The sequence below is a fragment of the Lysobacter sp. KIS68-7 genome, assembly GCF_021284745.1.
In the GTDB taxonomy this organism is placed as follows: Bacteria; Pseudomonadota; Gammaproteobacteria; order Xanthomonadales; family Xanthomonadaceae; genus Noviluteimonas.
On sequence record NZ_CP089925.1, the window covers coordinates 1,188,703 to 1,211,199 of the forward strand.

Annotated in this window: 25 protein-coding genes; 9 read left to right on the forward strand and 16 right to left on the reverse strand. The window is 67.6% G+C overall.

Annotated elements, in window-relative coordinates; translation table 11 throughout:
* Positions 1 to 20: 20 nt before the first annotated feature.
* The 4 genes from LVB87_RS05610 to LVB87_RS05625 all read right to left on the reverse strand — a co-directional run bounded on the left by LVB87_RS05610 (position 21) and on the right by LVB87_RS05625 (position 3,185).
* A complete protein-coding gene (locus tag LVB87_RS05610) occupies positions 21 to 758 on the reverse strand; it encodes an endonuclease/exonuclease/phosphatase family protein (RefSeq protein ID WP_232900484.1) in 738 nt (245 codons plus the stop codon).
* Positions 759 to 790: 32 nt separating this feature from the next.
* The gene (locus LVB87_RS05615) at positions 791 to 1,651 is read right to left on the reverse strand and encodes a thiol:disulfide interchange protein DsbA/DsbL (protein ID WP_232899911.1); all 861 of its coding nucleotides are present in this window, start codon (positions 1,649 to 1,651) and stop codon (positions 791 to 793) included.
* A 34-nt stretch (positions 1,652 to 1,685) separates the two neighbouring features.
* On the reverse strand, positions 1,686 to 2,315 hold the full coding sequence (locus tag LVB87_RS05620; protein ID WP_232899912.1) for a thiol:disulfide interchange protein DsbA/DsbL: 630 nt from the start codon (positions 2,313 to 2,315) through the stop codon (positions 1,686 to 1,688).
* A gap of 108 nt (positions 2,316 to 2,423) precedes the next feature.
* Positions 2,424 to 3,185, reverse strand: coding sequence for a c-type cytochrome (locus LVB87_RS05625; RefSeq protein WP_232899913.1), 762 nt, complete (start codon positions 3,183 to 3,185; stop codon positions 2,424 to 2,426).
* 116 nt (positions 3,186 to 3,301) lie between these two features.
* Here LVB87_RS05625 and yihA point away from each other — a divergent pair, with 116 nt between their 5' ends.
* Both yihA and LVB87_RS05635 read left to right on the forward strand, forming a co-directional pair.
* Positions 3,302 to 3,901, forward strand: coding sequence for a ribosome biogenesis GTP-binding protein YihA/YsxC (gene yihA, locus LVB87_RS05630; protein ID WP_232899914.1), 600 nt, complete (start codon positions 3,302 to 3,304; stop codon positions 3,899 to 3,901).
* Positions 3,902 to 4,119: 218 nt separating this feature from the next.
* Entirely contained in the window at positions 4,120 to 5,496 is a 1,377-nt protein-coding gene (locus tag LVB87_RS05635; protein WP_232899915.1) for a glutamate--cysteine ligase, read from the forward strand.
* A gap of 3 nt (positions 5,497 to 5,499) precedes the next feature.
* On the opposite strand, the gene LVB87_RS05640 is transcribed toward LVB87_RS05635, so the two are convergent.
* On the reverse strand, positions 5,500 to 7,158 hold the full coding sequence (locus LVB87_RS05640) for a hypothetical protein (protein WP_232899916.1): 1,659 nt from the start codon (positions 7,156 to 7,158) through the stop codon (positions 5,500 to 5,502).
* Positions 7,159 to 7,267: 109 nt separating this feature from the next.
* Here LVB87_RS05640 and LVB87_RS05645 point away from each other — a divergent pair, with 109 nt between their 5' ends.
* Together LVB87_RS05645 and fghA are read left to right on the forward strand one after the other, a co-directional pair.
* Positions 7,268 to 8,377, forward strand: coding sequence for an S-(hydroxymethyl)glutathione dehydrogenase/class III alcohol dehydrogenase (locus tag LVB87_RS05645; RefSeq protein ID WP_232899917.1), 1,110 nt, complete (start codon positions 7,268 to 7,270; stop codon positions 8,375 to 8,377).
* Positions 8,377 to 9,207 carry an S-formylglutathione hydrolase gene (fghA, locus tag LVB87_RS05650; RefSeq protein WP_232899918.1) on the forward strand — a complete coding sequence of 277 codons (831 nt, stop codon included), beginning with the start codon at positions 8,377 to 8,379 and terminating at the stop codon, positions 9,205 to 9,207. Before LVB87_RS05645 ends, fghA begins: the two co-directional genes overlap by 1 nt.
* Here the strand turns inward: fghA and LVB87_RS05655 are convergent.
* The gene (locus LVB87_RS05655) at positions 9,180 to 9,866 is read right to left on the reverse strand and encodes an adenine nucleotide alpha hydrolase (RefSeq protein WP_232899919.1); all 687 of its coding nucleotides are present in this window, start codon (positions 9,864 to 9,866) and stop codon (positions 9,180 to 9,182) included. The genes fghA and LVB87_RS05655 overlap by 28 nt on opposite strands.
* Before the next feature lie 484 nt (positions 9,867 to 10,350).
* Between LVB87_RS05655 and LVB87_RS05660 the strand changes: the two genes are divergently transcribed.
* Positions 10,351 to 11,016, forward strand: a complete 666-nt coding sequence (locus tag LVB87_RS05660) for a LuxR C-terminal-related transcriptional regulator (protein ID WP_232899920.1) — start codon at positions 10,351 to 10,353, stop codon at positions 11,014 to 11,016.
* Between the two features lies 1 nt (position 11,017).
* On the opposite strand, the gene LVB87_RS05665 is transcribed toward LVB87_RS05660, so the two are convergent.
* The 6 genes from LVB87_RS05665 to LVB87_RS05690 form a co-directional block, all read right to left on the reverse strand.
* Entirely contained in the window at positions 11,018 to 11,362 is a 345-nt protein-coding gene (locus LVB87_RS05665) for a hypothetical protein (RefSeq protein WP_232899921.1), read from the reverse strand.
* 65 nt (positions 11,363 to 11,427) lie between these two features.
* Entirely contained in the window at positions 11,428 to 12,372 is a 945-nt protein-coding gene (locus LVB87_RS05670; RefSeq protein WP_232899922.1) for a DegV family protein, read from the reverse strand.
* A 67-nt stretch (positions 12,373 to 12,439) separates the two neighbouring features.
* Positions 12,440 to 13,081 carry a 2-hydroxychromene-2-carboxylate isomerase gene (locus LVB87_RS05675; protein WP_232899923.1) on the reverse strand — a complete coding sequence of 214 codons (642 nt, stop codon included), beginning with the start codon at positions 13,079 to 13,081 and terminating at the stop codon, positions 12,440 to 12,442.
* On the reverse strand, positions 13,072 to 13,470 hold the full coding sequence (locus LVB87_RS05680) for a DUF1761 domain-containing protein (RefSeq protein WP_232899924.1): 399 nt from the start codon (positions 13,468 to 13,470) through the stop codon (positions 13,072 to 13,074). Before LVB87_RS05680 ends, LVB87_RS05675 begins: the two co-directional genes overlap by 10 nt.
* Positions 13,471 to 13,488: 18 nt before the next feature.
* Positions 13,489 to 14,760, reverse strand: coding sequence for an amidohydrolase family protein (locus tag LVB87_RS05685; RefSeq protein WP_232900485.1), 1,272 nt, complete (start codon positions 14,758 to 14,760; stop codon positions 13,489 to 13,491).
* An 11-nt stretch (positions 14,761 to 14,771) separates the two neighbouring features.
* On the reverse strand, positions 14,772 to 16,178 hold the full coding sequence (locus tag LVB87_RS05690; protein WP_232899925.1) for an amidohydrolase: 1,407 nt from the start codon (positions 16,176 to 16,178) through the stop codon (positions 14,772 to 14,774).
* 90 nt (positions 16,179 to 16,268) lie between these two features.
* Between LVB87_RS05690 and LVB87_RS05695 the strand changes: the two genes are divergently transcribed.
* From LVB87_RS05695 to LVB87_RS05705, 3 genes are read left to right on the forward strand one after another with little or no spacing between them, the layout of a single operon-like run.
* Positions 16,269 to 17,045, forward strand: a complete 777-nt coding sequence (locus tag LVB87_RS05695; RefSeq protein ID WP_232899926.1) for an AMP nucleosidase — start codon at positions 16,269 to 16,271, stop codon at positions 17,043 to 17,045.
* 12 nt (positions 17,046 to 17,057) lie between these two features.
* Entirely contained in the window at positions 17,058 to 17,594 is a 537-nt protein-coding gene (locus LVB87_RS05700) for a DUF924 family protein (RefSeq protein ID WP_232899927.1), read from the forward strand.
* A gap of 25 nt (positions 17,595 to 17,619) precedes the next feature.
* Positions 17,620 to 18,003, forward strand: coding sequence for a hypothetical protein (locus tag LVB87_RS05705; RefSeq protein ID WP_232899928.1), 384 nt, complete (start codon positions 17,620 to 17,622; stop codon positions 18,001 to 18,003).
* Positions 18,004 to 18,017: 14 nt separating this feature from the next.
* Here the strand turns inward: LVB87_RS05705 and grxD are convergent, their stop codons facing one another.
* Positions 18,018 to 18,941 carry a Grx4 family monothiol glutaredoxin gene (grxD, locus tag LVB87_RS05710; RefSeq protein ID WP_232899929.1) on the reverse strand — a complete coding sequence of 308 codons (924 nt, stop codon included), beginning with the start codon at positions 18,939 to 18,941 and terminating at the stop codon, positions 18,018 to 18,020.
* Between the two features lie 91 nt (positions 18,942 to 19,032).
* Here grxD and LVB87_RS05715 point away from each other — a divergent pair, with 91 nt between their 5' ends.
* On the forward strand, positions 19,033 to 19,809 hold the full coding sequence (locus LVB87_RS05715; RefSeq protein ID WP_232900487.1) for a polysaccharide deacetylase family protein: 777 nt from the start codon (positions 19,033 to 19,035) through the stop codon (positions 19,807 to 19,809).
* A 1-nt stretch (position 19,810) separates the two neighbouring features.
* Here LVB87_RS05715 and LVB87_RS05720 read toward each other — a convergent pair whose 3' ends face one another.
* The 3 genes from LVB87_RS05720 to LVB87_RS05730 are packed head-to-tail and all read right to left on the reverse strand — an operon-like array spanning position 19,811 to position 22,397.
* The gene (locus LVB87_RS05720; protein ID WP_232899930.1) at positions 19,811 to 20,497 is read right to left on the reverse strand and encodes a class I SAM-dependent methyltransferase; all 687 of its coding nucleotides are present in this window, start codon (positions 20,495 to 20,497) and stop codon (positions 19,811 to 19,813) included.
* Positions 20,494 to 21,147, reverse strand: coding sequence for an SGNH/GDSL hydrolase family protein (locus LVB87_RS05725; protein WP_232899931.1), 654 nt, complete (start codon positions 21,145 to 21,147; stop codon positions 20,494 to 20,496). The genes LVB87_RS05720 and LVB87_RS05725 overlap by 4 nt, the downstream gene beginning before the upstream one ends.
* Complete coding sequence (locus LVB87_RS05730; RefSeq protein WP_232899932.1) at positions 21,147 to 22,397, reverse strand: aminotransferase class I/II-fold pyridoxal phosphate-dependent enzyme; 1,251 nt, start codon at positions 22,395 to 22,397, stop codon at positions 21,147 to 21,149. Before LVB87_RS05730 ends, LVB87_RS05725 begins: the two co-directional genes overlap by 1 nt.
* Positions 22,398 to 22,497 lie beyond the last annotated feature (100 nt).

The following is a 22,497-nucleotide window of genomic DNA, read 5'->3' on the forward strand; positions in this document are numbered from 1 at the left end:
CCCGCGAATCCGGCCGCGAATCAGCGCAGCGCGTGATCCGGCACGTCGATCTCCGCGGCGAGCGCGAGATGGTCCGAATAGGCCGCCGCGAAGGCTTCCATGTTCGCCACCTGCAGGTCGCTCGTCGTCAGGATGTGGTCGATCGCGCGCTGCGGGCGCCAGCTGGGGAAGGTCGGCACGCACATCGCGGGCGGCTGCAGGCGCGTGTGCTTGTACAGCGACTGCATCTCCGGACGATCCGGATCGCAGTTGAAGTCGCCCATCAGGATCGCGTGCGGATGGTCGTGCAGCAGGTCGGCGATGAAGTCGATCTGCGAGGCGCGCGAGCCCGCGCCGAGCGAGAGATGCGCCACCGCCACCGCGAGCCCGTCGCGCCCGTTGCCGAACTGCGCGAGCAACACGCCACGTCCGCGCACGCGGCCGGGCAGGGGATGGTCGTGGACTTCCACCGGTTCGAGCTTCGACAACAGCCCGTTCGCACTCGAGGCCACGCCGCCCACGCTGCGGTTGGGCTGGTGGCTCCAGTACGCAAAGCCGCCGCGTTGCGCGAGGTAATGCGTCTGGTTGGTGAACCCGGACCGCAGGCTGCCCGGGTCGCTTTCGTTGAGGCCGACGATGTCGTGCTGGCCCGCCAGCTGCGCGATCGCATCCAGGCTGCCGCGCTTGTTGCCGGCCGGCAGCACGTGGGACCAACTGCGCGTTGCGTAGTCGGTGTAGCGCCGGGTACTCGATCCGGCCTGGATGTTGGCGCTGAGCAGCTTGAGGCGGCGCTTTCCCATCGTCCCGTGGATCAGCCCTTCGACGGCGCGGTCGTCGCCGCGGCCGGCGCAGCGGCGGCGGCGCCACCGGCGGCGCGTTCGCGTGCGATCAGCTGGCTGGCGTTGCGCAGCATGTCTTCGAAGCTGTTGCCCATCACGCGATACTTGCCGTTCACGACGAGCGTCGGCGTGCTGTTGGCACCCACGTGCATCATGAACTGGCGACCGCGGTTGACCTGGCCGGCCACCGAGAAGGAGTTCATCGTGCTCAGGAATTCCTTCGGGTTGGCGCCGTACTTGCCGTAGAAATCGGCGATCTTCTGCTCGTCCGGCTTGTCGCCTTCGCCCGGCATCGTCTGGGTGACGTGGATTTCATGGATCAGCGCGCTGTGCGTCTTGTCGACCAGGCCCATGGCCTCGGAGACGTAGAAGGCCTTCGCGTAGGGATTCCACTCGGGGCCGAAGGGCGCGGGCACGTAGCTGAAGCGCACGTCGGCGGGAAGCTTGGCCTTCCACGCGGACACGAGCGGATCGAACGCGGCGCAGGCCGGGCAGACGTAGCCGAAGACTTCGACGATTTCGATCTTGCCGTTGAGCGGCTTCCACGGCTCCGGATCCTTCACGAGCTCGTAGTCGCGACCTTCCACCAGACCGTCGGGATTGTTCGCACTGGCGAGCGCGTTCGCAGCGGCGGCATCGGCAGACGGATTCGCGGCAGCGGCGGCGGTCGTCGCCGTGGCGGGCGCCGCGGAGGAGGCGCTGGCGGCCGGTTCGTCTGCGCTGGCCGGCTGTGCGGCGGTGGCGGCTGCGGTCGGGGCGGCGGCAGGCGGCGTGTTCGACTGGCTGCACGCGGCGAGCGCAACGAGCAGCAGGGGGAGAAGGCGTCGGGTCATCGGTCGGTCCTCTGGCTGATGCAGCGAGTTTGGATCAGTTGGGCGGATTGGTCGCGAGCGCGGCGGCGATGCGCAGCATGTCCTCGTAGGACTTGCCCAGCACGCGCCAGCGACCGGCGACCACCATCGTCGGCGTTCCCGGCAGTTCGATGCGCAGCGAGAACTGCTTGGCGGCCTGCATGCGCTGCATCACCTTCGCACCATCCAGCGCCGCCTGGAACTTGGCCGCGTCGACGCCGAGCGTCGTGTAGTACGCGGTGAGCTCCGAATCGGTCGGGTTGCGCGGCAGATCATGCGCTTCGTGGATCGCCTGGAAGGTCTGCAGGTGCGTCAGGCCCAGCGTGCCGATCTCCTGGGACGCGAAGTACGCGCGCTCCAGCGGATCGGCAGGGTTGTAACCCGGCGGGGTCAGGCGCAGCACCACGTTCGTCGGCAACTTCGCCTTCCATTCTTCCACCATCGGTGCGAAGTGCGCGCAGTGCGGGCAGGTGTAGGCGAAGACTTCGACGATTTCGACTTCGCCGGGCTTGGTCGGCATCAGCGTGCCCGGCTGGGCGAGCACGTCGTAATCCACGCCTTCCACCAGCGGTGCCGGCGCCGGCGAGGCCGCGAAGGCGGACAGGGGCAGCAGCAGGGCAAGCAGCAGCGCAAAACGACGGATCATGCGTAGGGTCATCCGGATAAAAAAACGCCGGCCTCAGTGTGGGGCCGGCGTACTGATCAAGGTCGTGGACACTCCGACAGCTTGCGCGACGGGGAGTTCCGCGCGCGTTTACTGCGTGGCTTCGTCGGCGCGATGGTGCAGGCCCTGGACGTAGCTGGCGAGCGAACGGATCTCTTCGTCCGTCAGCGGCTGCGCGACCTTGGCCATGATGTTGAACAGGTGCGGATCGGTCTGCGTGGTCGTGCCCGTGCGGTATTCCTCGAGGCGACGCTGCACGTAGGCCGACTGCTGGCCGGCGAGGGCCGGGAACGCCGGACCCGGGTTGCCGGCGCCCGACGGGCCGTGGCACGCCATGCACGCCGGGATGCCGCGGGCGTAGTCGCCCTGGTGGTACAGGCGCTCACCGACTTCGTAGAACTTCATGCCCTTGTTGGGGCCATCGGCGATCGCGGTGTCGTCGGCCACGCCGGCGCCCGCCTTCTGCGTCGCGAAATAGGCGCCGAGGTCGCGCATGTCCTGCGCGCTCAGGGCGTCGGCGAAAGGCTTCATCACCGCGGCCATGCCGCCGGTGCGCTGGCCACCCTTGATCAGCTCGAGCTGGTGCGCGATGTAGCGCTCCGGCATGCCGGCCAGGCGCGGGTACTGCGCGTCGCTCGGGTTGCCGTCCAGGCCGTGGCAGGCCGCGCAGGTGCCGGCCTTGGTCGCGCCCTTCTTCGCATCGCCCCACACCGGCTTGGCTTCCACCAGCGGCTTGGTTTCCACCGGAGCCTCCGGGGCAACCGGGGTCACCGTGGACTGGGCGAAAGCGGCGGCGCCGACGGCGAGGGCCGCGGTCAGGCCGACATAGCGCAGGACGCGTGCGTGGCGCATGCAAAGCTCCGAAAGACGAGATCGCGGGCAGTTCCGCCCGCCAAGGCGCGGGATTATCGACGGCCGTGCGGCAGCGGGTCAAACCGTTCGACACCCCCGCATGCGATCCTGTGCACATGTCCAATCCGTTTGCCCGCGCCCGCTACGCGCTTTCGGCGCACAACTTCCGTCAGCTGCCGCCCGATGCCGGTGCCGAGGTCGCGTTCGCCGGCCGCTCCAACGCCGGCAAGTCCAGCGCACTCAATGCCCTGACCCAGCAGAACGCGCTCGCCCGCGTGTCGAAGACGCCGGGCCGTACCCAGCAGCTCGTCTTTTTCGAAGTGGCCCCGCTCAAGCACCTGGTCGACCTGCCGGGCTACGGCTACGCCAAGGTGCCGCAGGACCTGCAGGCGCACTGGCAGCAGTTCCTCGACGGCTACTTCTCCACGCGCGAGGCGCTGCAGGGCCTGGTGGTCATCATGGACATCCGCCACCCGCTGAAGGACTACGACCGGCAGATGCTGGGCTACGCGGTGAACCGCGGTATCCCCGCGCATGCCGTGTTGACCAAGGCCGACAAGCTGGGGCGCGGCGCAGGCGGCAACACGCTGCAGGCCGTGCGCATGGAGCTCTCGCGCATCTGGGGCGACTCGGTCTCGGTGCAGACCTTCTCGGCCGAGTCCAAGCAAGGCGTGGACGAATTGCGCGCGGTCGCCGCGCGCTGGCTCGGCCTGTAAACGCCAGATCCCGCGTTGCCCCCAGTCGAACGGGGGTGCGCCGGGAACCTGAACACGATTCCGCCACTGCAACACAAGGCCAGCGGCAGAACAGCAGTGTCCCAATCGCGTGACGACTCGCACGACGTTGCCGGGCCTATAGTGCCCGCCAGCGCGGCGACCGGGCCCCCTGTGTTCCCGGGGATTCCCCCACTCGCCGCCCCCACGAAGAGCCGTCGATGTCGAGCCTGAGCAACGTCGCCGAACTACCGGTCACCGACCGCCGCGAACTGGTCGATTACCTCGCGAGTGGCGCCCGCCCGCGCGCCGACTGGCGCATCGGCACCGAGCACGAGAAGTTCGGCTTCCGCAACGACGACCTGCGCCCGCCCACCTTCGACGGTGAGCGCGGCATCGAAGCGCTGCTCGAAGGTCTGGTCCGCTTCGGCTGGACGCCCGTGCAGGAGCACGGCCGCACCATCGCCCTGACCCGCGACGGCGCGAGCGTGACGCTCGAACCCGCCGGCCAGCTCGAACTCTCCGGCGCACCGCTGGAATCGATCCACGACACCTGCCGCGAAACCAACGGCCACCTCGCCGAGGTGAAGACGGTCGCGAACGAACTCGGCCTGGGCTTCATCGGCATGGGCTTCCAGCCCAAGTGGCGCCGCGACGAAATGCCGTGGATGCCGAAGGGTCGCTACAAGATCATGCGCGCCTACATGCCCAAGCGCGGCGACCTGGGCCTGGACATGATGACGCGCACCTGCACGGTGCAGGTCAACCTGGACTTCGCCAGCGAAGCAGACATGGTGAAGAAGTTCCGCGTGTCGCTCGCAATGCAGCCGATCGCGACCGCGCTGTTCGCCGACTCGCCGTTCACCGAAGGCAAGCCCAACGGATTCCTGTCGTATCGCTCGCACATCTGGACCGACACCGATCCGGATCGCACGGGCATGCTCGACTTCGTGTTCGAAGACGGCTTCGGCTTCGAGCGCTACACCGATTACCTGCTCGACGTCCCGATGTACTTCGCCTACCGCAACGGCGAATACCTCGATGCCTCGGGCAAGTCCTTCCGCAAGTTCATGGACGGCAAGCTCGACGTGCTGCCCGGCACGCTGCCGACGCTGCGTGATTGGTCCGACCACATGACCACCGCGTTCCCGGAAGTGCGCCTGAAGAAGTACCTGGAGATGCGCGGAGCGGATTCCGGTCCGTGGAATCGCATCTGCGCGTTGCCCGCGTTCTGGGTCGGCCTGTTGTACGACGATGCATCGCTGGATGCGGCCTGGGACCTGGTGAAGGACTTCTCGCGCGAAGAGCGCCACGCCCTGCGCGACGGCGTGCCGCGCCACGCGCTCAAGCTGCCGGCACGCCTGGGCAACACGAAGGCCACGGTGCGAGAGCTCGCGATCGAAGCGCTGAAGATTTCGTCCGCCGGCCTGCAGCGCCGCGCGCGACGCAACCGCAGCGGTTCGGACGAAAGCGTGTTCCTCGATCCGCTGATCGAATCGGCCGAAGCCAACCAGACGCCGGCCGAGCGCAAGCTCGCGCTCTACGAAGGCCCGTGGGCCGGCGACATCGATCGCGTGTTCGCGGAGTTCGCGTACTAAGCGTCAGAACACCGCGGCCTGCAGCTCCGTATCGGCCCACTGCCAGGCTGCCTTGAACTGCGTGCGCGTGTCCGCCGCGGCCTGCTTGTCGCCCATCGCCTCCTGCGCCTGCGCGAGGCCGAACAAGCCCCAGCCGTTCTTCGGGAACATCTGCAGATCGTCCTGGAACGCCTTTGCCGCTTCGGCGGGGCGCTTCGCACGCAACAGCGCATTGCCCAGGTAGTTGCTGACGGGCAGCGGCCAGTCCGCGGGTTCGTTGTAGGTCAGCTTGCTCTCGAGCTCCGCCGCCTTGCGCAGCGTCGCGATGGCCGCGTCGTGCTTGCCTTGCGTCGATTCGATCTCGCCGCGCAGCACGCCTGCGCCGACCTGCAGCAGGGCGCCGGCGGTGTTGGTGGTGCCGAGCATCATCTTGACCATGTCCGGATCGTCCGCGAGCTTCTGCAGCGCGGCGAGGTCGTTCTTCGCCTCGGCCACGTTGCCCTTGCGCAGCTGTGCCATGCCGCGCGCGAAATGCCAGATGCCGGTAACGTAGGGCTGCGGCGCAGGCGATTGCGTGCGCGCGAGGATCGCGTCCCATTGCCCGAAGCGCACCTCGGTCTGCATCGGCACCACCACGAAGTGCTGCATGAAGTTGAGTTCGTCCAGCTTCGCCATGTCCGCGCGCTGCAACGTTTGCTCCGAGGCTTGCGTGGCGAGCGTGCGCGATCCCATCAGGCCCGCGCTCAGGGTGGCGAAGTGCCAGTTGTGCGGCACGTAGCCGAGCGGATACATGCCGTTGGTGCCGTGGCAGACCGCGAGGAAATCCTTGTCGGCCTTGGAAGCACTGAAGTTCACGAGCGTCGCGTCGTTGTAACGGCCCGTGCGGATGTAGATGTGCGCGGGCATGTGCACCAGGTGGCCAGACCCGGGCGCGAGCTTGCCAAGCGTATCGGCGAGCGCTTCAGCGCGCCCCGGGTTGTCGGAGGCCTCGACGGCGTGGATGTAGTAATGGATCGCACCGATGTGCTGCGGATTGCGCTTGAGCACCGTCTCGATCGCACCGAGGATCTTCGGCGTGTCCGGGTTCGGCTTGCCGGCCGTCCAGTAATTCCAGGGCGTCAGGTCCATCAGCGCTTCGGCGTACATCGCCTGCGCGTCGTCGTCTTCGGGGAACTGCGCGACGACCTTCGCCATCGCATCGGCATACGCATGATCGAGCGGCGCGCGATCGGCGGGTGACGGATCCGAGTAGCGCGCAACGAGCGCGTCGATCAGCGCGCGATCCGCCGGCTTCGCATGCGCGGACAGCGACTGCGCCTTGCGCGCGAGCTGCGTCGCCTGCGAGGCGAGTGCCGGATCCATCGGCAGGTTGATGTTCGGCCCGAGCACGAGCGCCTGGCCCCACACGCAGATGGCGCAATCGGGATCCAGCCGCGCAGCTTCCTCGAACGCGCGCCCGGCCGCTTCGTGGTTGAAGCCATAGGCCAGACGCAGGCCCTGGTCGAAGTAGCGCTGCGCTGCGGGGACGCTGGAGCCGATGTCGCGATGCAGGCTGCCGAAGGTCTCGAACAGCGGCGGCGCCGTATCGGGGACCGCAGCGACATCCGCGCGCGGCGCGGGACTGCCTCCGCAGCCGGCGAGCAGGGCAGTGGCGACGAGCGTGGCGACGAGCGTGCAGCGCATGGGCGGCGACCTTGGACCGGGGGAGTCAGACGCCATAACGAAACAAGCCCGATACAACGGCCGCATCCATTTGCGGTAGCGTTCGCGTTCCCCCTGCCGGAGTGCCCCGATGAAATCGCGCGCCGCCGTCGCTTTTGCCCCGGGACAGCCGCTCAGGATCGTGGAGATCGACGTCGCACCGCCGCGCGCCGGCGAAGTGCTCGTGCGCATCACGCACACCGGCGTGTGCCACACCGATGCGTTCACGCTCAGCGGAGACGATCCCGAAGGTTTGTTCCCCGCCGTGCTCGGCCATGAAGGCGGCGGCATCGTGGTGGAAGTGGGCGAGGGCGTCACCAGCGTGCAGCCGGGCGACCACGTGATTCCGCTCTACACGGCCGAATGCGGCGTGTGCAAGTTCTGCCGTTCCGGCAAGACCAACCTGTGCCAGGCCGTGCGCGCCACGCAGGGCAAGGGCGTGATGCCGGATGGCACCTCGCGCTTTTCGTTCGAAGGCCAGCCGCTGTACCACTACATGGGCACGAGCACCTTCAGCGAATACACCGTGTGCGCGGAGGTCTCGCTGGCGAAGATCGATCCGCAGGCGCCGCTGGAGAAAGTGTGTTTGCTCGGTTGCGGCGTCACCACCGGGATAGGGGCCGTGCACAACACGGCGAAGGTGAAGCCGGGCGACAGCGTCGCGGTGTTCGGCCTGGGCGGCATCGGGCTCGCGGTGGTGCAGGGGGCGCAGCAGGCGCGCGCTGGCCGCATCATCGCCGTCGACACCAATCCTTCGAAATTCCCGCTCGCCAAGGACATGGGCGCGACCGACTTCGTCAATCCGAAGGACCACGCGAAGCCGATCCAGGAGGTCATCGTCGAGATGACCGACGGTGGCGTGGACTTCAGCTTCGAATGCATCGGCAGCGTCGACGTGATGCGTTCCGCGCTGGAGTGCTGCCACAAGGGCTGGGGCGAGAGCGTCATCATCGGCGTGGCGGGCGCGGGGCAGGAAATTCGCACGCGACCCTTCCAACTGGTGACGGGCCGCGTGTGGCGCGGCACGGCCTTCGGTGGCGTCAAAGGCCGCACGCAGTTGCCCGGCATGGTGCAGGAGGCGATGCGCGGCGAGATCCGGCTCGATCCTTTCATCACGCATACCTTGCCGCTCGATCGCATCAACGAAGCCTTCGACCTCATGCACGAGGGCAAGTCCATCCGCACGGTCATTCATTTCTGATGCGCAGGATCGAATCGCACGCCAGTTTCGGCGGCACGCAGGAGGTGTGGGCGCACGAGGCGACGTCGACCTCGTGCGAGATGCGCTTCGGCGTGTACCTGCCCCCGCAGGCGCAACGCGGGCGCTGCCCCGTGCTGTATTTCCTGTCGGGGCTCACCTGCACCGAACAGAACTTCATCACCAAGGGCGGCGCGCAGCGTTACGCGGCGGAGCATGGGCTGATCCTCGTCGCGCCGGACACGAGCCCGCGCGGCGAAGGTGTGCCGGATGCGGAAGGCGACGACATCGGTACGAGCGCGGGCTTCTACGTCGATGCGACGCAGGCTCCGTGGTCGGCGCAGTACCGTATGCACGCGTATGTGACGCAGGAACTGCCGCCATTGATCGAAGGCACGTTCCCCGCGAGCGACGTGCGCGGCATCACCGGCCATTCGATGGGCGGGCATGGCGCGTTGATCTGCGCGCTACGCCATCCCGGGATGTATCGCAGCGTGTCCGCGCTCGCGCCGATCTGTTCGGCCTCGCGCGGCTGGGGCCGCAAGGCTTTCGCGGCCTACTTCGGCGACGACCCCGACACCTGGCGCCAGTGGGATGCCTGCGACCTGTTGCGCAAGTCCACGCAACGCCTGCAACTGCGCGTGGACCAGGGCGACGCAGACCCGTTCCTGCAGGACCGGCTGCAACCGGACCTGCTGCGCGCCGCGTGCGCCGAAGGCGGCCATGCGCTGGACCTGCGCATGCGGCCCGGCTACGGCCACGGCTTCTACTTCGTCGCTTCGTTCGTGGGCGAGCACATCGCGCATCACGCCACGGCCCTGAAGTCCGTGTAAGCGAAGCGCCCGTCGCGCAACACCGACCCGCCGCGTTCGATGGCGATCGGATGCGAGAACATCGGGCCGGCGTGCACGAGCGTGTGGAACTCGCCGTTCTCACCGCAGGGGTCGCAACTTGCGGGCAAATCCGCGAGCAACGCGGCATCGAACGCACGGCCGCTGAAGCTCGCGTCGAGTTGCTCCGTGTCGACGCAGCACAACGACGCCTGCAGCCCGCTGTCGATCATCTCGCGGGCTAGCACGGTGGTGTCGCTGCCGAACAAGGGGAACACCGGCGTCCATCCCAGGCGCGCGCACAGGGCTTCGCGCCAGGCGCGCACATCGGCGAGGAACAGGTCGCCGAATGCGATGTTCGTGAGGCCGGGCCAGCGTTCGCGCGCCTGGGCCAGCGCCTGTTCGAACGCGGCCTCGTACGTCGCGTTGTCGCACTGCGGCGGAATCACGGCCTCGATCACCGGCAGTCCGGTCGCTTGCGCCTGCGCCGCCAGCAGGTCGCGGCGAATGCCGTGCATCGCGATGCGCTCGTAACCGGACGTCACCGTCGTCACCAGTCCCACGACATCGAACTCGCCGCGCCGGCGCAGGTCGTACAGGGCGTAGGCGGCGTCTTTCCCGCCGCTCCAGCTGAGGAGGACGGCGCGTTCGAATCGTTCCATTCCCGCATCATCACATTCGCGGCGTGAGGTGCGCCACGAGTGCGGATCAGTGCCCAAAAACCCGGGTCGGGCCTTTGGAGCATTGGCGGCAAGGCGCACCTCGTGGAGTCGGTTTCGTGTCCTACATGCATTCGCCCAATTTCGGCCGCGCGCTTCGCATCGTGGTCTTCGCGCTCGGCGCGGTGTTTGCGTTGCTGTTCCTCGCAGCGCTGCGCTCGGTGGTCTGACCAAAAAAAGGGGCGACGGTCCGGGGGAAATGGACCGCCGCCCAGGTCCGCCGCGCGAAGGGGGAACACGCGGCGAGAGCGATACTGCTCAGTTGGGACAACTGGCAGGCTTGCAGCATCCTCCCAACGTCGCGCGTCGGGAATCGCGCGAGAAGGGGATCACGCATCTGTCCGGTTTCGCATGGCCCCGGCGTTACCGGGATAGCCGGCGTGGAGGGGACGCCGCATGTCCTGGGACTTAGGGAGAGCCCCTCCTGATGGCTGCAATGCCCGTGCTGGTGATTGGCCTGGATGCTGCATGGCGCGCGCGGATGCAGCGCCTGCTTGCGATGCGGGGTGAACTCGACTGGCTGGGCGCGTTCGCGCCCGCCGAAAAGCGCGTCGAGCGCCCTGGCACGCCTGCGTTGCTGTTGCTCGACGGTGACGACCCCGGTGTCGAACGCGAGCGCCGCAAGCCCCAATTGCCTGCCCCGCGTCGTCTGTATTTCTATCGCCATCCCAACGTCGCGGCGCTCCAGCACTGCGTCGAAAGCCAGGGCCATGCCTGCCTGGACAAGCACGATTCGCCCGACACCGTGATGCGCGCGATCCGCGCTGCCGAGTCCGGCCTGTTCGTGGTGGCGCCGGACCTCCTGCTGGATGCCTTGCATGAGGGCACCGACGTGCCCGCGCCCTCGCCGCTGCCCGAACCGCCCTTGCACGGCGCGACGGACCACCACGGCAACTGGTCCGCGCTCACCGAACGCCAGCGTGAAATCGTGCGTTGGGCCGCACGCGGGATGAGCAACAAACAGATCGCGCGCCAGCTCGGCATCAGCCCCGAGACCGTGAAGACCCACCTGCATCATGTGTTCGAACGCGAAGGCGTCCACGGACGCATGGCGCTGCTCGCCGCGCACCTGGGCGACACCAAGGCGCAGTAGCTCAGGCCGAGGTCACGTCCCGCAATTCCCAGCCATTGCCCGCGAGCAGGCGCAGGCGATGCTTCACGATGTTGCCGGCCAGCGACGTGGTCGCGACCAGATCGATGCGGAGGTCGTGCTGCGCGCCGGTCACCGTCGCACTCGGATCGGTGGCCGCGAGGGCTTCGTCGACATCGTCGGGATCGTCCTGCGTGCTGCTCCAGCGTTCGAACAACGAACGCGTCCGCAAGGCATCCTGCAGTTGCGTCGCGAATTCCTCCGCGCCATTCGCGCTGAAGGACGTGCGCGGATCGCCGCCGCGCGCCTGCTTCGGATCGGGCAGGGACAGGTAATACCGGGTTGCCATGGGCCAGCTCCTTTGGTCGATGGGCCCCAGCATCGTCGGCGCCGCGACAGCGCGGCGTCAACGCCTCAGCCTTCGAACGCGTGCGGCTCCGACGCGAAGCCCACCACGAGTGCGCCCTTGCCGACGTTGACCATGCCCGTCAGGCTCATCACGCTCTCGTAGAGCTCCACGTTGTAGCTCTGGCACGTCACGCGCAGGTCCTCGTAACCGGGCAGGGCGCGCATTTCGTCGAGCTCGCCGCCATAGCTCAGGCACACGGTGGGCGTCATCAGGCCCTTGCGCACGCGCTGGGCGGTATGCGCGAACAGGCGCTGCACCGCATTGTCGAAACCCTTGATCTTGCCGACCGGCTCGGTCGCGCCGCGATACCCGCGCAGCACCGGTTTGATGTCCAGCGCCGAGCCCAGCGCCGCACTCACCAGCCCCACGCTGCGATCGCCCTTGGTGCGCGCACGGGCGCGCAGGTAATACAGGTCGCGCGGGATCATGAAGCCGTAGGTGTGCAGCGCGAGGTTTTCCAGGCGCGCGCGGATCTTCGGTGCGCCTTCGCCCGCGGCGATCAGGCGCACCGCTTCGACGGCAGTGATGCCCTGCGCGGCGAACAGCGTCTGCGTGTCGATCACGCGCAAGGCGAAGGGCGTGTCATGCCCCGCCGACGAACGCGGCCCGCGGTATTCGTTGAGGATCGCGTAGCTGGCCTGCAGCGCGTTGTCATAGATCGGGCTGCGCGTCCGCGTGATCGTCATGCAGAACACGTAGTCGTAGTCGATCACCAGGCGCTTGAGGAACAGGTCGGTGATCTGCTCCACGCTGAAGGGCATGGTTTCCGCGCCCGCGCCCTGTTCGGCGATGTGCGTTCGGAGGAAGTCGAGGGCGACCTTTTCGTCGCGCTGGTCCTCGCGGATTTCGTCGCCGATGCGGACCGTGATGGGGAGGATCGTGAAGCCGTTGCGTCGCAGGTAATCGTCGGGCAGGTCGCACGCCGAATCCACCACCAAGCCAATCCGCATGGAACCCTCCGCCAAAGCTGCGTTGTGCGCGGGTCCCTCCGCGAAGAAGCGTGGAAACTAGCGCAAATCAGGCCTTGCGGGAAATACCGACCGGCAACGTGGAGATCTGCTGCATGTCCGCATCGGCCAGCAACGCCGGATCGTGCAGTGCAGCAAGCGCGAAGGCATGGGCGTCGTTGCCCCAGAACAGCGCCTGGCCGATCTGCAAGGTCGGAACGCCGAACACGCCCGCGGCAATGGCGGCGTCGGTGTTGGCGCGCAGCGCGGCCTTGGTGTCCGGTGCGTCGACGGACGCCCGCGACACACCCAGGCGGTCGAGCAAAGGTTGCAGGTCTGCCTCCGTGTCGACGGCGCGGCCGTCGCGCCAGATCCAGTCGAAGATCGCATCCACCGCATCGGCCGTGCTCCCCGCAGCGATGCACGCGCGCAGCGCGCCGAGCGGATTGAACGGATGGGACGGCGGGAAGGTCAGCGGCACGCCTTCCGCGCGCGCCTGCCACAGCACGTGGCGATAGGTGAACTCGCGCTTGCCCGGGATTTCAGCCGGCCCCTTCTGCCCGCAGGCGGAGAGCACCGCGCCGAAGACGACCGGCACGGGCTCCACGACATGCGAGGCGCGCAGCACCTTCACCTTCTGCCAGTGCAGGTAGGAGAAGGGCGAGAGGAAATCGAAATACCAGCGCAGCGCGTCGCTCACGGTCAGTGCCACAGCCCCAGGATCAGGCCGTACAACCCGAACTGCAGCGTGTGGTAGCCCGCATCGATCAGCCACAGCTTGAGGCTGCGCTGGGCGAAGGCGTAGTTGATGGCGAAGCTCATCGCCACGAACATCGCGCCGACGAACAGGCCCATGTGGATCGAGCGGTGCACGTCCGGCGCCGGTCCGACGAACCATGCGAATCCGTAGGCCGCGATCAACGCCGCGAGGAAGGCGATGCCGAAGGTCTTCGCCGGATGACCCTTCGGCTTCGCATCCGGGTCCATGCCCGCTTCGCGACACCATGCATGCTTGAACAAGGGGCCGTACCAGAGGCCGCCCAATACGAAGGCGGACACGGCAGCGGCGACGATCGCGAACCAGTTCAAATGTTCATGCATGGCATCGCTCCCCGGCGATTACTCGGAGCCCGCAGGATACGCGCGCGGCAACCCATTCGGCGCGTGCATGTAGCGGTCGCGCAGTTCGGTCTGGCGCGAACGCATCGGCACCGCCTGCCCGCCCAGCCACACTTGTTGCGCGAGCGAGGTGACATCGAGCGGATCGCCGTCCCACAGCACGAGGTCGGCGCGCTGGCCCGGGGCGATCGTGCCGAAATCATTGGCGACGCCGAAGGCTTCCGCCGGCACGCGCGTCAGCGAGGCCAGGCCGTCTTCCCACGGCAACCCGTTCGCCACCGCGATGCCCGCCATCTGCCGCACCTTGCGCGCGTGGTGCGAGCCCGCACCCAGGATCGCCACCGGCACGCCCGCCGTGCGCAAGCGCGCGGCGTTATCGAGCGTGGCGCCGATCTGGTCGAAGTCCTGCGGCAGGTCGGCCAGCGTGTCGACGAACACGGGCACCTTCGCCGCAGCGAGCTGGTCGGCGACTTCCCACGCTTCGGCGCCACCCGCCACGGCCACGCGCACGTTCTGGCGCTTGCTCCAGCGCAGCAACTGCACGATGTCGGAGGCGCGGTTGACGTTGAACACCATCAGCCCGCGGCGATCCAGGAACTGCGCGAAGGACTTGCGCCCGGCGGGCGTGAGCAGCGCGAACTTCGAATCCGGCGCGATGCGGCCGCGCGCTTCGTCGACGAGCTGGTCGAGCACCATCCACTGCGCCGCGCGCGAATTGCCGGTCATCGACGCGGCGCCCGAACCGATCGACACGAACAAGGCGCGCGGCCCCACCGGCTCCATGCTGCCGTCCAGTCGCACCACGCCGCCCTGGCCGCCGATGATCGAACCGCCTTCGGTGGGACCTGCGGACAGCATCGTCCAACCCAGGCCTTCCACGCGCGCCACGGGAATCAGCACGGACGCGGGATTGAAGGCGAGGGTGACGTCGAACTCAGGACGCACCGTCATCTCGTGCGTGCCGGCGCCGAGCGACTGCGCGCTGTCGACCGTCGTCTGTTCACCCGACACTTCTTCCAGCCCGATGTCGGTGATGCCGCCGAAGAACGCCGGCGTGAGCTCGCGTCCGTTGGCTTCCACGACCGTGGCATTGCCTGCAGCCAGGCCCGTGCCGACCGCGCTGATGCGGCCGTTGCGCACGAGTACGTCGGCGTTGTCGAGCGTGCCCTTCGCGGTCGCGGTATGCACCTTCGCGTGACGGATCAGCACGTCCTGCGCAAACACTGAACCCGACAGCGCGAGCGCACATGCGGCGACGAGCGCCCTGGTCATCGTGGGGCGATTCATTGCACACCTCCGCGCACGTTCTGACCCAGCATGAAGTCCGACTTCGGTTGCCGCGACGGATCGTTGCGGTCGTACAGGCGTGCACCGTCGATGTAGACCTGCTCGGCCTTCGCGTACACGGTGAAGGGATTGCCGTTCCACACCACCAAGTCGCCCATCTTTCCGGGCTCGAGCGTGCCGGTCATGTCAAGGATGCCCATGGCCTTCGCCGGGTTCTGCGTGAGCCAGCGGATCGCGCGTTCCGGCGGGATGTCCATGCCGGCGCGATGCGCGCTCGCGATCGCCTTCGCCGCTTCCTGGTTGAGGCGCTGGATGCCTTCCTCGGAATCCGAATGCACGATCGCGCAGCCGTTCGGCGCGCGGTCGACGAGCGCGATGTTTTCCTGGATGCCGTCGAAGGCTTCCATCTTGAAGCCCCACCAGTCGGCCCACAGTGCACCGCACACACCATCGGCGGCGAGGCGGTCGGCGATCTTGTAGGCCTCCACGCCATGGTGGAAGGCGGAGATCTTGAAGCCGAACTCCTTGGCGAGATCCAGCATCGTGGTCATCTCATCCGCGCGATAGCAGTGGATGTGCACGCGGATGTCGCCGTTGATCGCGCCGGCCAGGGTGTCGTTCTTCAGGTCGCGCTTGGTGTCGCCGTCGCCCTTGCCGTCGCCTCCGGCCTTCTTGAGCTTCTTCATGTAATCGGCGGCTTCGATGAAGGCCGCGCGGTAGCCGGCGACATTCGCCATGCGCGTCGCCGGGCCGCCCTTGTTGCCGTACACGCGCTTCGGGTTTTCGCCGCAGGCCATCTTCAGGCCCCACGGTGCGCCCGGGAATTTCATCGCCTGGTAGGTCGTGGACGGCACGTTCTTCAAGGTGACGCCGCGGCCGCCGATGAGGTTGGCCGAGCCCGGCAAGACCTGCAGGCTCGTGATGCCGCCAGCGAGTGCAGTGAGGAAGCCCGGGTCCTGCGGCCAGATCGAATGCTCGGCCCACACGTTGGGCGTGACCGGTGCAGTCGCTTCGTTGCCGTCGCTATGCGCACTCATACCGGGGCTCGGATACACGCCCAGGTGCGAATGGATGTCGATGATGCCGGGCGTGACCCACTTGCCGTGCGCATCCACGCGCGTCGCACCGGCCGGCGCTTCCAGGCCCGTGCCGACCGCGACGATCTTGCCGTCCTGCAGCAGCACGTCGGCATTGTCCAGGCGCGTGCCCGTGCCGGTGAGCACCGTGGCGCCCGTGATCAGCACCGGCGGCGAAGGCACGCGCTGGTAGGTGCTCGGATATGGATCGTCGAGCCAGCTCGGCTTGGTCGTCGTGGTGGACGCACCCTTGTCGTCCTTGACCTGACCGGTGGCGCAGCCGACCAGCAGGACCGCGGCGACGGCGGCGGCAATCGGTTTGATCATGATGGCTCCCCTTGGTAGCCCCCGAACGCTAGCCTTGGTGGCTTGCAGGCCACAAGCCTGCCGTTCGTCACCCGTGCCAGAATCGCGTGCATGAAGGACAAGCCGCAGATCGTCGAAAACTGGTTGCCGCGCTACACGGGCGTCCCGTTGGACGGCTTCGGCGAGCACATCCTGCTCACCAATTTCGGCGGCTACCTGGGCCATTTCGCGCGACTGACGGGCGCGGAGGTCGTGGGCATGGACCGCCCGATGCCGAGCGCGACGGCCGACGGCATCACCATGATCAACTTCGGCATGGGCAGCCCCAATGCCGCGACGATGATGGACCTGCTCTCGGCGATCATGCCGAAGGCGGTATTGTTCCTCGGCAAGTGCGGCGGCCTGAAGCGCAAGAACCAGTTGGGCGACCTGGTGCTGCCGATCGCGGCGATCCGCGGCGAAGGCACCTCCGACGATTACCTGCTGCCCGAAGTGCCCGCGTTGCCGGCATTCGCGCTGCAACGCGCGGTGTCCACGATGATCCGCGACATGGGCCTGGATTACTGGACCGGCACGGTCTACACGACCAACCGGCGCGTGTGGGAACACGACGAAGCCTTCAAGGAGCGCCTGCGCGCGATGCGCTGCATGGCGATCGACATGGAAACGGCGACGCTGTTCGCCGCGGGTTTCGCGAATCGGCTTCCCATCGGCGCATTGTTGCTCGTCAGCGACCAACCGATGGTGCCCGAAGGGGTGAAGACCGAAGCGTCCGACGCGCGCGTCAGCGGGGAGTTCGTCGAGCGCCACATCCAGGTGGGCATCGAGGCACTACGATTGATCCGGCGCCACGGCAAGTCCGTGCGCCATCTGCGATTCGACGAATAAAGGGGGCGGGGAATGCTGGACGCGATCGACATCGTGTCGTTCTGGCGCGAGGCCGGGCCGAAGAAATGGTTCAACGGCGGCGCGGCCTTCGACCGGGAGTGCGAGGCGAATTTCTTCGATGCGCATTTCGCGGCGGCGCTGCGCACGTTGGATGCGTGGATCGAGACGCCGGACGAGGCGTTGGCGTTGTTGCTGTTGTTGGATCAGATCCCGCGGAACATTTTTCGCGATACGGCGCATGCGTTTGCGACGGATCCGCTGGCGCGGGATTTCGCGCGGCAGGCGGTGGCCGCGGGGCATGACAAGCAGGTGGATGCGCAGTTGCGCATCTTCTTCTACCTGCCGTTCGAACATTCGGAAGACCTGGACGACCAGGAGTTCTCGCTGCGCTTGCATGCAGAGCTGCCGGGGCCCAATCCGGATGGATGGGCGCGGAAGCACTACGAGGTGATCCGCAAGTTCGGGCGGTTCCCGCATCGGAATGCGGCGTTGGGGAGGCAGAGTACGCCGGCGGAGTTCGCGTATTTGCGGGAAGGGGGTGGGTTCTGACGTCGAATGTGCTTACGATCTGCCGATGATCACTCTGCTGATGCTTCTCGCCGCCACGGCGGGTGCCCCAGTCGCGCTGCCGACTACTGCGCCCACGCTCGACTACCCCGCCGCCAAGGCCCTCGCCGATGCCGACGAGGCCGCGATGTCCAAGGTCGCTTCGACCATGCTGCGCAACTCGCAGTCCGGCGTGCTCGATCGCGCGGCGAATGCGTGCCGCAGCGACGAGAAGCCCGCGCCGTTCATCGTCGTGCTCGAGCTGGACGCGAGCGGCAAGGTCACGCGGCATTGGCGAAACGCGGAAACCAATCTCGCGAAGTGCATGGAAGACAAACTGTCGCGCGCGCCGTTCTACATTCCGGCGAAGGCGCCCTTCTACATTTCGTTCGAAGTGTCGTTCACGCAGTAAGCGGACGGCGTCGCTCAGTACCGCGCGACGCCCGCATCCACATCCGCCCACGCCTCGATCCCACCCGCGATGTTGTAAACCTCGCGGAATCCCTTCTGCCGGAAATGCTCCGCCGCCTGCTGGCTGCGGTTGCCGTGGTGGCAGAGGAACGCCAGTGCGGTGTCCTTCGGCAGCGCCTCGATGGCATCGAGCCCATTGTCGAAGGTCAGCACCGGACCGGTCACCGACGCGAGCTGACGTTCTTCGCCAGGACGCACGTCGACGATGCGCAAGGTGCCGGCTTCCATCCGCGCCTTCGCATCGGCGGCAGACAGGTTGCGCACCGGCGCCGGCGCGTTCGGGTTCTCGATGACCAGGCCGCGGCCGCGTTCGTCGTCGGCCCAGTCGATGCGCAGGCCGTTGGCGCGGCGCGCGCCGGCGAGGTCGAATTGCACGCGGATGCCGTCGAATTCCGCGGTCACCGCATTCGAATCCGCCTGCGCCAGGTGCAAGCGCGTGCGGTACTGCGAATCGATGTCCATGCGCACGACAACATCACCACCCGCGTCCTTGATCGCGTTGCGCAGCATCTCGATCGCAGCGGCGCCGATCTCGATGCGCGGCGGCGTGCGGTCCGGCGGCGCCAGGCCGAGCGCGCCATGCAGCTCGCCCGAATTCGCCATCTGCTCGATGATGTCGCTGCCGCCCACGAGTTCGCCGCCGATGTACAGCTGCGGGATCGTCGGCCAGTCGCCATAGAGCTTGATGCCCTCGCGGATTTCCGGATCGGCCAGCACGTCGACGTGCGCGTACTCGATGCCGAGGGCATTCAACGCACCCGCGGCCTTGGCGGAGAAGCCGCACTGCGGCGACTGCGGATGGCCCTTCATGAAGAGCACGACGCGGTTGTCCGCGAGCAGGGTGGAGATGCGGCTGCGGAGGGCGGGGTCGAGGGACATGGGGCGATCCAGGAACTGCTTGGGGGACCGCCATTTTAGCGCCCGGGCCGGCTTCGTTCGCTCAGGTCACGAAATCGTGGATCATCGACCCGTGCTCGCCTCCGACGCCCTGCGCCGCGTTCCCCGCTTCCCGCACGTCTGGGCGTGGTGCCTGGTGGCGTCGCAGGTATTGGTCGTCTGGATCTGGGTGCGCTTCGGCTGGCGGGTGGGCCTGCCCGTGATGGTGCTGTCCCATGCGCCGTTCTGGTGGGGCACGCTCAAGCCCGGGTCGGCCCTGTTCAGCCCGGTGCTGCGGCGCCTGCCGACCACCGAGCGCGTCGCGTGGATCACCATCGATGACGGCCCCTCGGACGACACGCGCGCGATGCTCGACCTGCTGGATGCGCACCATGCGAAGGCCACCTTCTTCCTCGTCGGCGATCGCGCAAAGGCGCGGCCCGAGCTGGTGCACGAGATCGCCTGGCGCGGGCACGGCATCGGCAACCACAGTGCGACGCATCCGCAGGCCTGGTTCTGGGCCTTGCCGCCGGCGCGCATGCGCGAGGAAATCCAGCGCACGCAAACCACGCTGCGCGAACTCACCGGCACCACGCCGCATTGGTTCCGCGCCGTGGTGGGGATGGCGAATCCCTTCGTGTCCGCGGTGCTGAAGGAACACGGCATGACGCGCGTGGCCTGGAGTGCGCGGGGTTACGACGCGCTCGCTGCGGATCCCGCACGCGTCGTGGCGCGCATCGAGCGCAACCTGGCACCGGGTGCGATCGTGCTGATGCACGAAGGCGCGAAGCACGGGAACAGCGTGGAAGTGATGCGCCTGGTACTGGAGCGACTGCGCGCGCTCGGATATCGCTTGGATCGCCCCGACTGAATCAATCGCGCGTCGCGACGATCCGCCAATTGTTGAATGGTGTGTCGCCAAACAACGGATCGAAGCGCGCACGCAGCCCCGCGGACTGGAACCGCGCGCGCAACGCATCGGCATCCGGATAACGCTTCGGTCCCGCGTTCATCCAGCCGAAGATGCGCGAGAGCGCATCGACCCCGCGCGTCGTGCGGGCCCGCGCGCTGCCGTCATCCAGTCCGGTGCGGATCACGAGGGCGCCGCCCGGCGCGATCATGGCGGTCGCTGCTTCGAGGATGGCGTCCTGCGCTTCCGGTGGGACGAACTGCAGCACATCGAGGATCGTGACGCTGCCGGAATGCGACGGCATGCCCGCGGCGAGGTCGACGACATCGAACGCCGCACCGTGCAATTCCGCACGCTGCGCCGCGCGACGGGCCTGCGTAACCTTCGTCGCATCGTTGTCCACGCCGCGATACGGCAGCGCGATCCCGCTCGCCCGCAACGCATGCGCGAGCAGGCCGATCCCGCAGCCGAGATCGAGCACGGGCTGCGAAGTCCCGCGCAGCGCATCGATCACACCCGGGTACAAGGGATCGCTGCGCAGCTTCGCGCGCGTGTAGTAGTAGTGGTAGCGATTGCCGTACCACCGCTCCGGCAGGAAGGCGCGCGCGATGCGCAACGCGTCCCCGGCCGGCAGCGTCGCCGCGGTCATGCGTTCAGAAGACGTTGCGCGACGGGGAGGGCGAGCTCGGTCCAGCGCGTATACATCGCTGCGGAAGGATGCAGTTCGTCCTCGGCTACCTGGTCCGCTTCACCGCCGCGATCGCGGCTGGTGGGCGTGATGTCGACGAAGGCGACGCCCCGCTGTTCGCACACCGCACGGGCCGCCGCGTTGAACGCATCGATCTCCGCCGCAATGTTGCCGCGGTTGCCGGCTTCGTGGACGGCGAAGGGCGTGACGCCCCAATCCGGAATGCTCAGCACCATCACGCGGTCCTTGCGGTCGCGCGCGAAGCCGATCGCGCGGTCGAGCAGTTCGGTGAATTCGCGCTTGTAGTCCACCACACTGCGCCCGCGATACTGATTGTTCACGCCGATCAGCAGCGTGACCAGGTCCCAGTGGCCGAGCGGCTCGGCCAGGTCGATGGCGCTCCACAACTCGTCGGTGGTCCAACCCGTCGTGGCGATGATGCGCGGATCGCGCAGCGGGACGCCGCCTTCGCGCAAGGCCGTGGCGAGCTGCACGGGCCAGCGGCCCGCGGCTTCCACGCCTTCGCCGATGGTGTAACTGTCGCCCAGCGCCAGGTAACGCATGCCGCTCGGCAACACGGAGACTTTCGCCTTCGTCGCCTTCGTCGCCATCAGGCCACCGCGCTCCTGCGCGCGACGGCAGCCTCGGCGCGACGCGCGAGCACGCGTTCGATGCGCGCGAACACATCGCGCAGCACCTTCGCTTCCGGCAGCAGCGTCACGCGGAAGTGGTTGCGGAAGGGGACGTTGAAACTCGAGCCCGGCACGATCAGCACGTCCTCGCGTTCCAGCATTTCCAGCGCGAAGGCATGGTCGTCGAAGCCTTCCGCCGCCGCGCCCACCACCGCCGGGAATCCATACAGCGCGCCTTGCGGAGCCACCAGCGACAGATGGTCGCTGCGCTCGCAACAGTCGATCAGCGCAGCGCGCGTGTCGTGCAGTCGACCGCCCGGCGCAGTCAATGCGCGAATCGTTTCCTCACCATGCAATGCCTGCTCGATGGCGAACTGCCCCGGCACGTTCGCGCACAAGCGCAGCGCACCCAGCAGGTCCATTGCATGGTGGAAGTCGCCGCTCGCCAGCGGATCGCCGCTGAGCACGGCCCAACCCACGCGCCAGCCGCACGCGCGATGCACCTTCGACAGGCCACCGAAGGACAGGCAGGGCACGTCGCCCGCGAGCGGTGCGAGCGGTTGGAACGTCGCTTCGTCGTACAGGATCTCGTCGTAGATCTCGTCGGACATCAACAACAGATGATGCTTCGCGGCGATGGCGACGATGCGTTCGAGCAACGCGCGCGGATACGTCGCGCCCGTCGGGTTGTTCGGATTGATCAGCACGATCGCGCGCGTGCGCGGCGACACGAGCGAGGCAATCTCTTCGGGATCCGGAAGGAAATTGTTCTCCGGCAGGCAGCGGTAATAGACCGGCCGCCCGTCGTTGAGGATCGTCGCCGCCGACCACAGCGGATAGTCGGGCGAGGGCAGCAGCACTTCGTCGCCCGGGTTGAGCAGCGCGCGCAGGCTGAGGTCGATCAGTTCGCTCACGCCGTTGCCGACGAACACGCGCTCGGGCGAGGCATTCGGCGTCCCGCGCTTGCGATGGTGGGCCGCGATCGCCTCGCGCGCGGCCGGCAGGCCCTGCTGGTGCGTGTAGGGATCGGTGCCGGCGATGTGATCGGCGATCGCGCGCTGCAGGTGTTCCGGCGCGCGGAACCCGAACGCGCCCGGATTGCCGATATTGAGCTTGACCAGCGTGCGTCCCTGGGCTTCGAGCTCGCGGGCGCGTCGTGCCAGCTCACCGCGGATCTCGTATCGGACTTCGGACAGGCGTTCGCGGGTCTTCAGGCTGGGCATCGACATCGGGCAACTGGGCACGGAGTGGCGCTTCAGCCTACAGGCAAACCGCGCGCGGCCGAACCCCTTTACACTCCAGCCCACATGACTGAAAGCACGCCCTGCC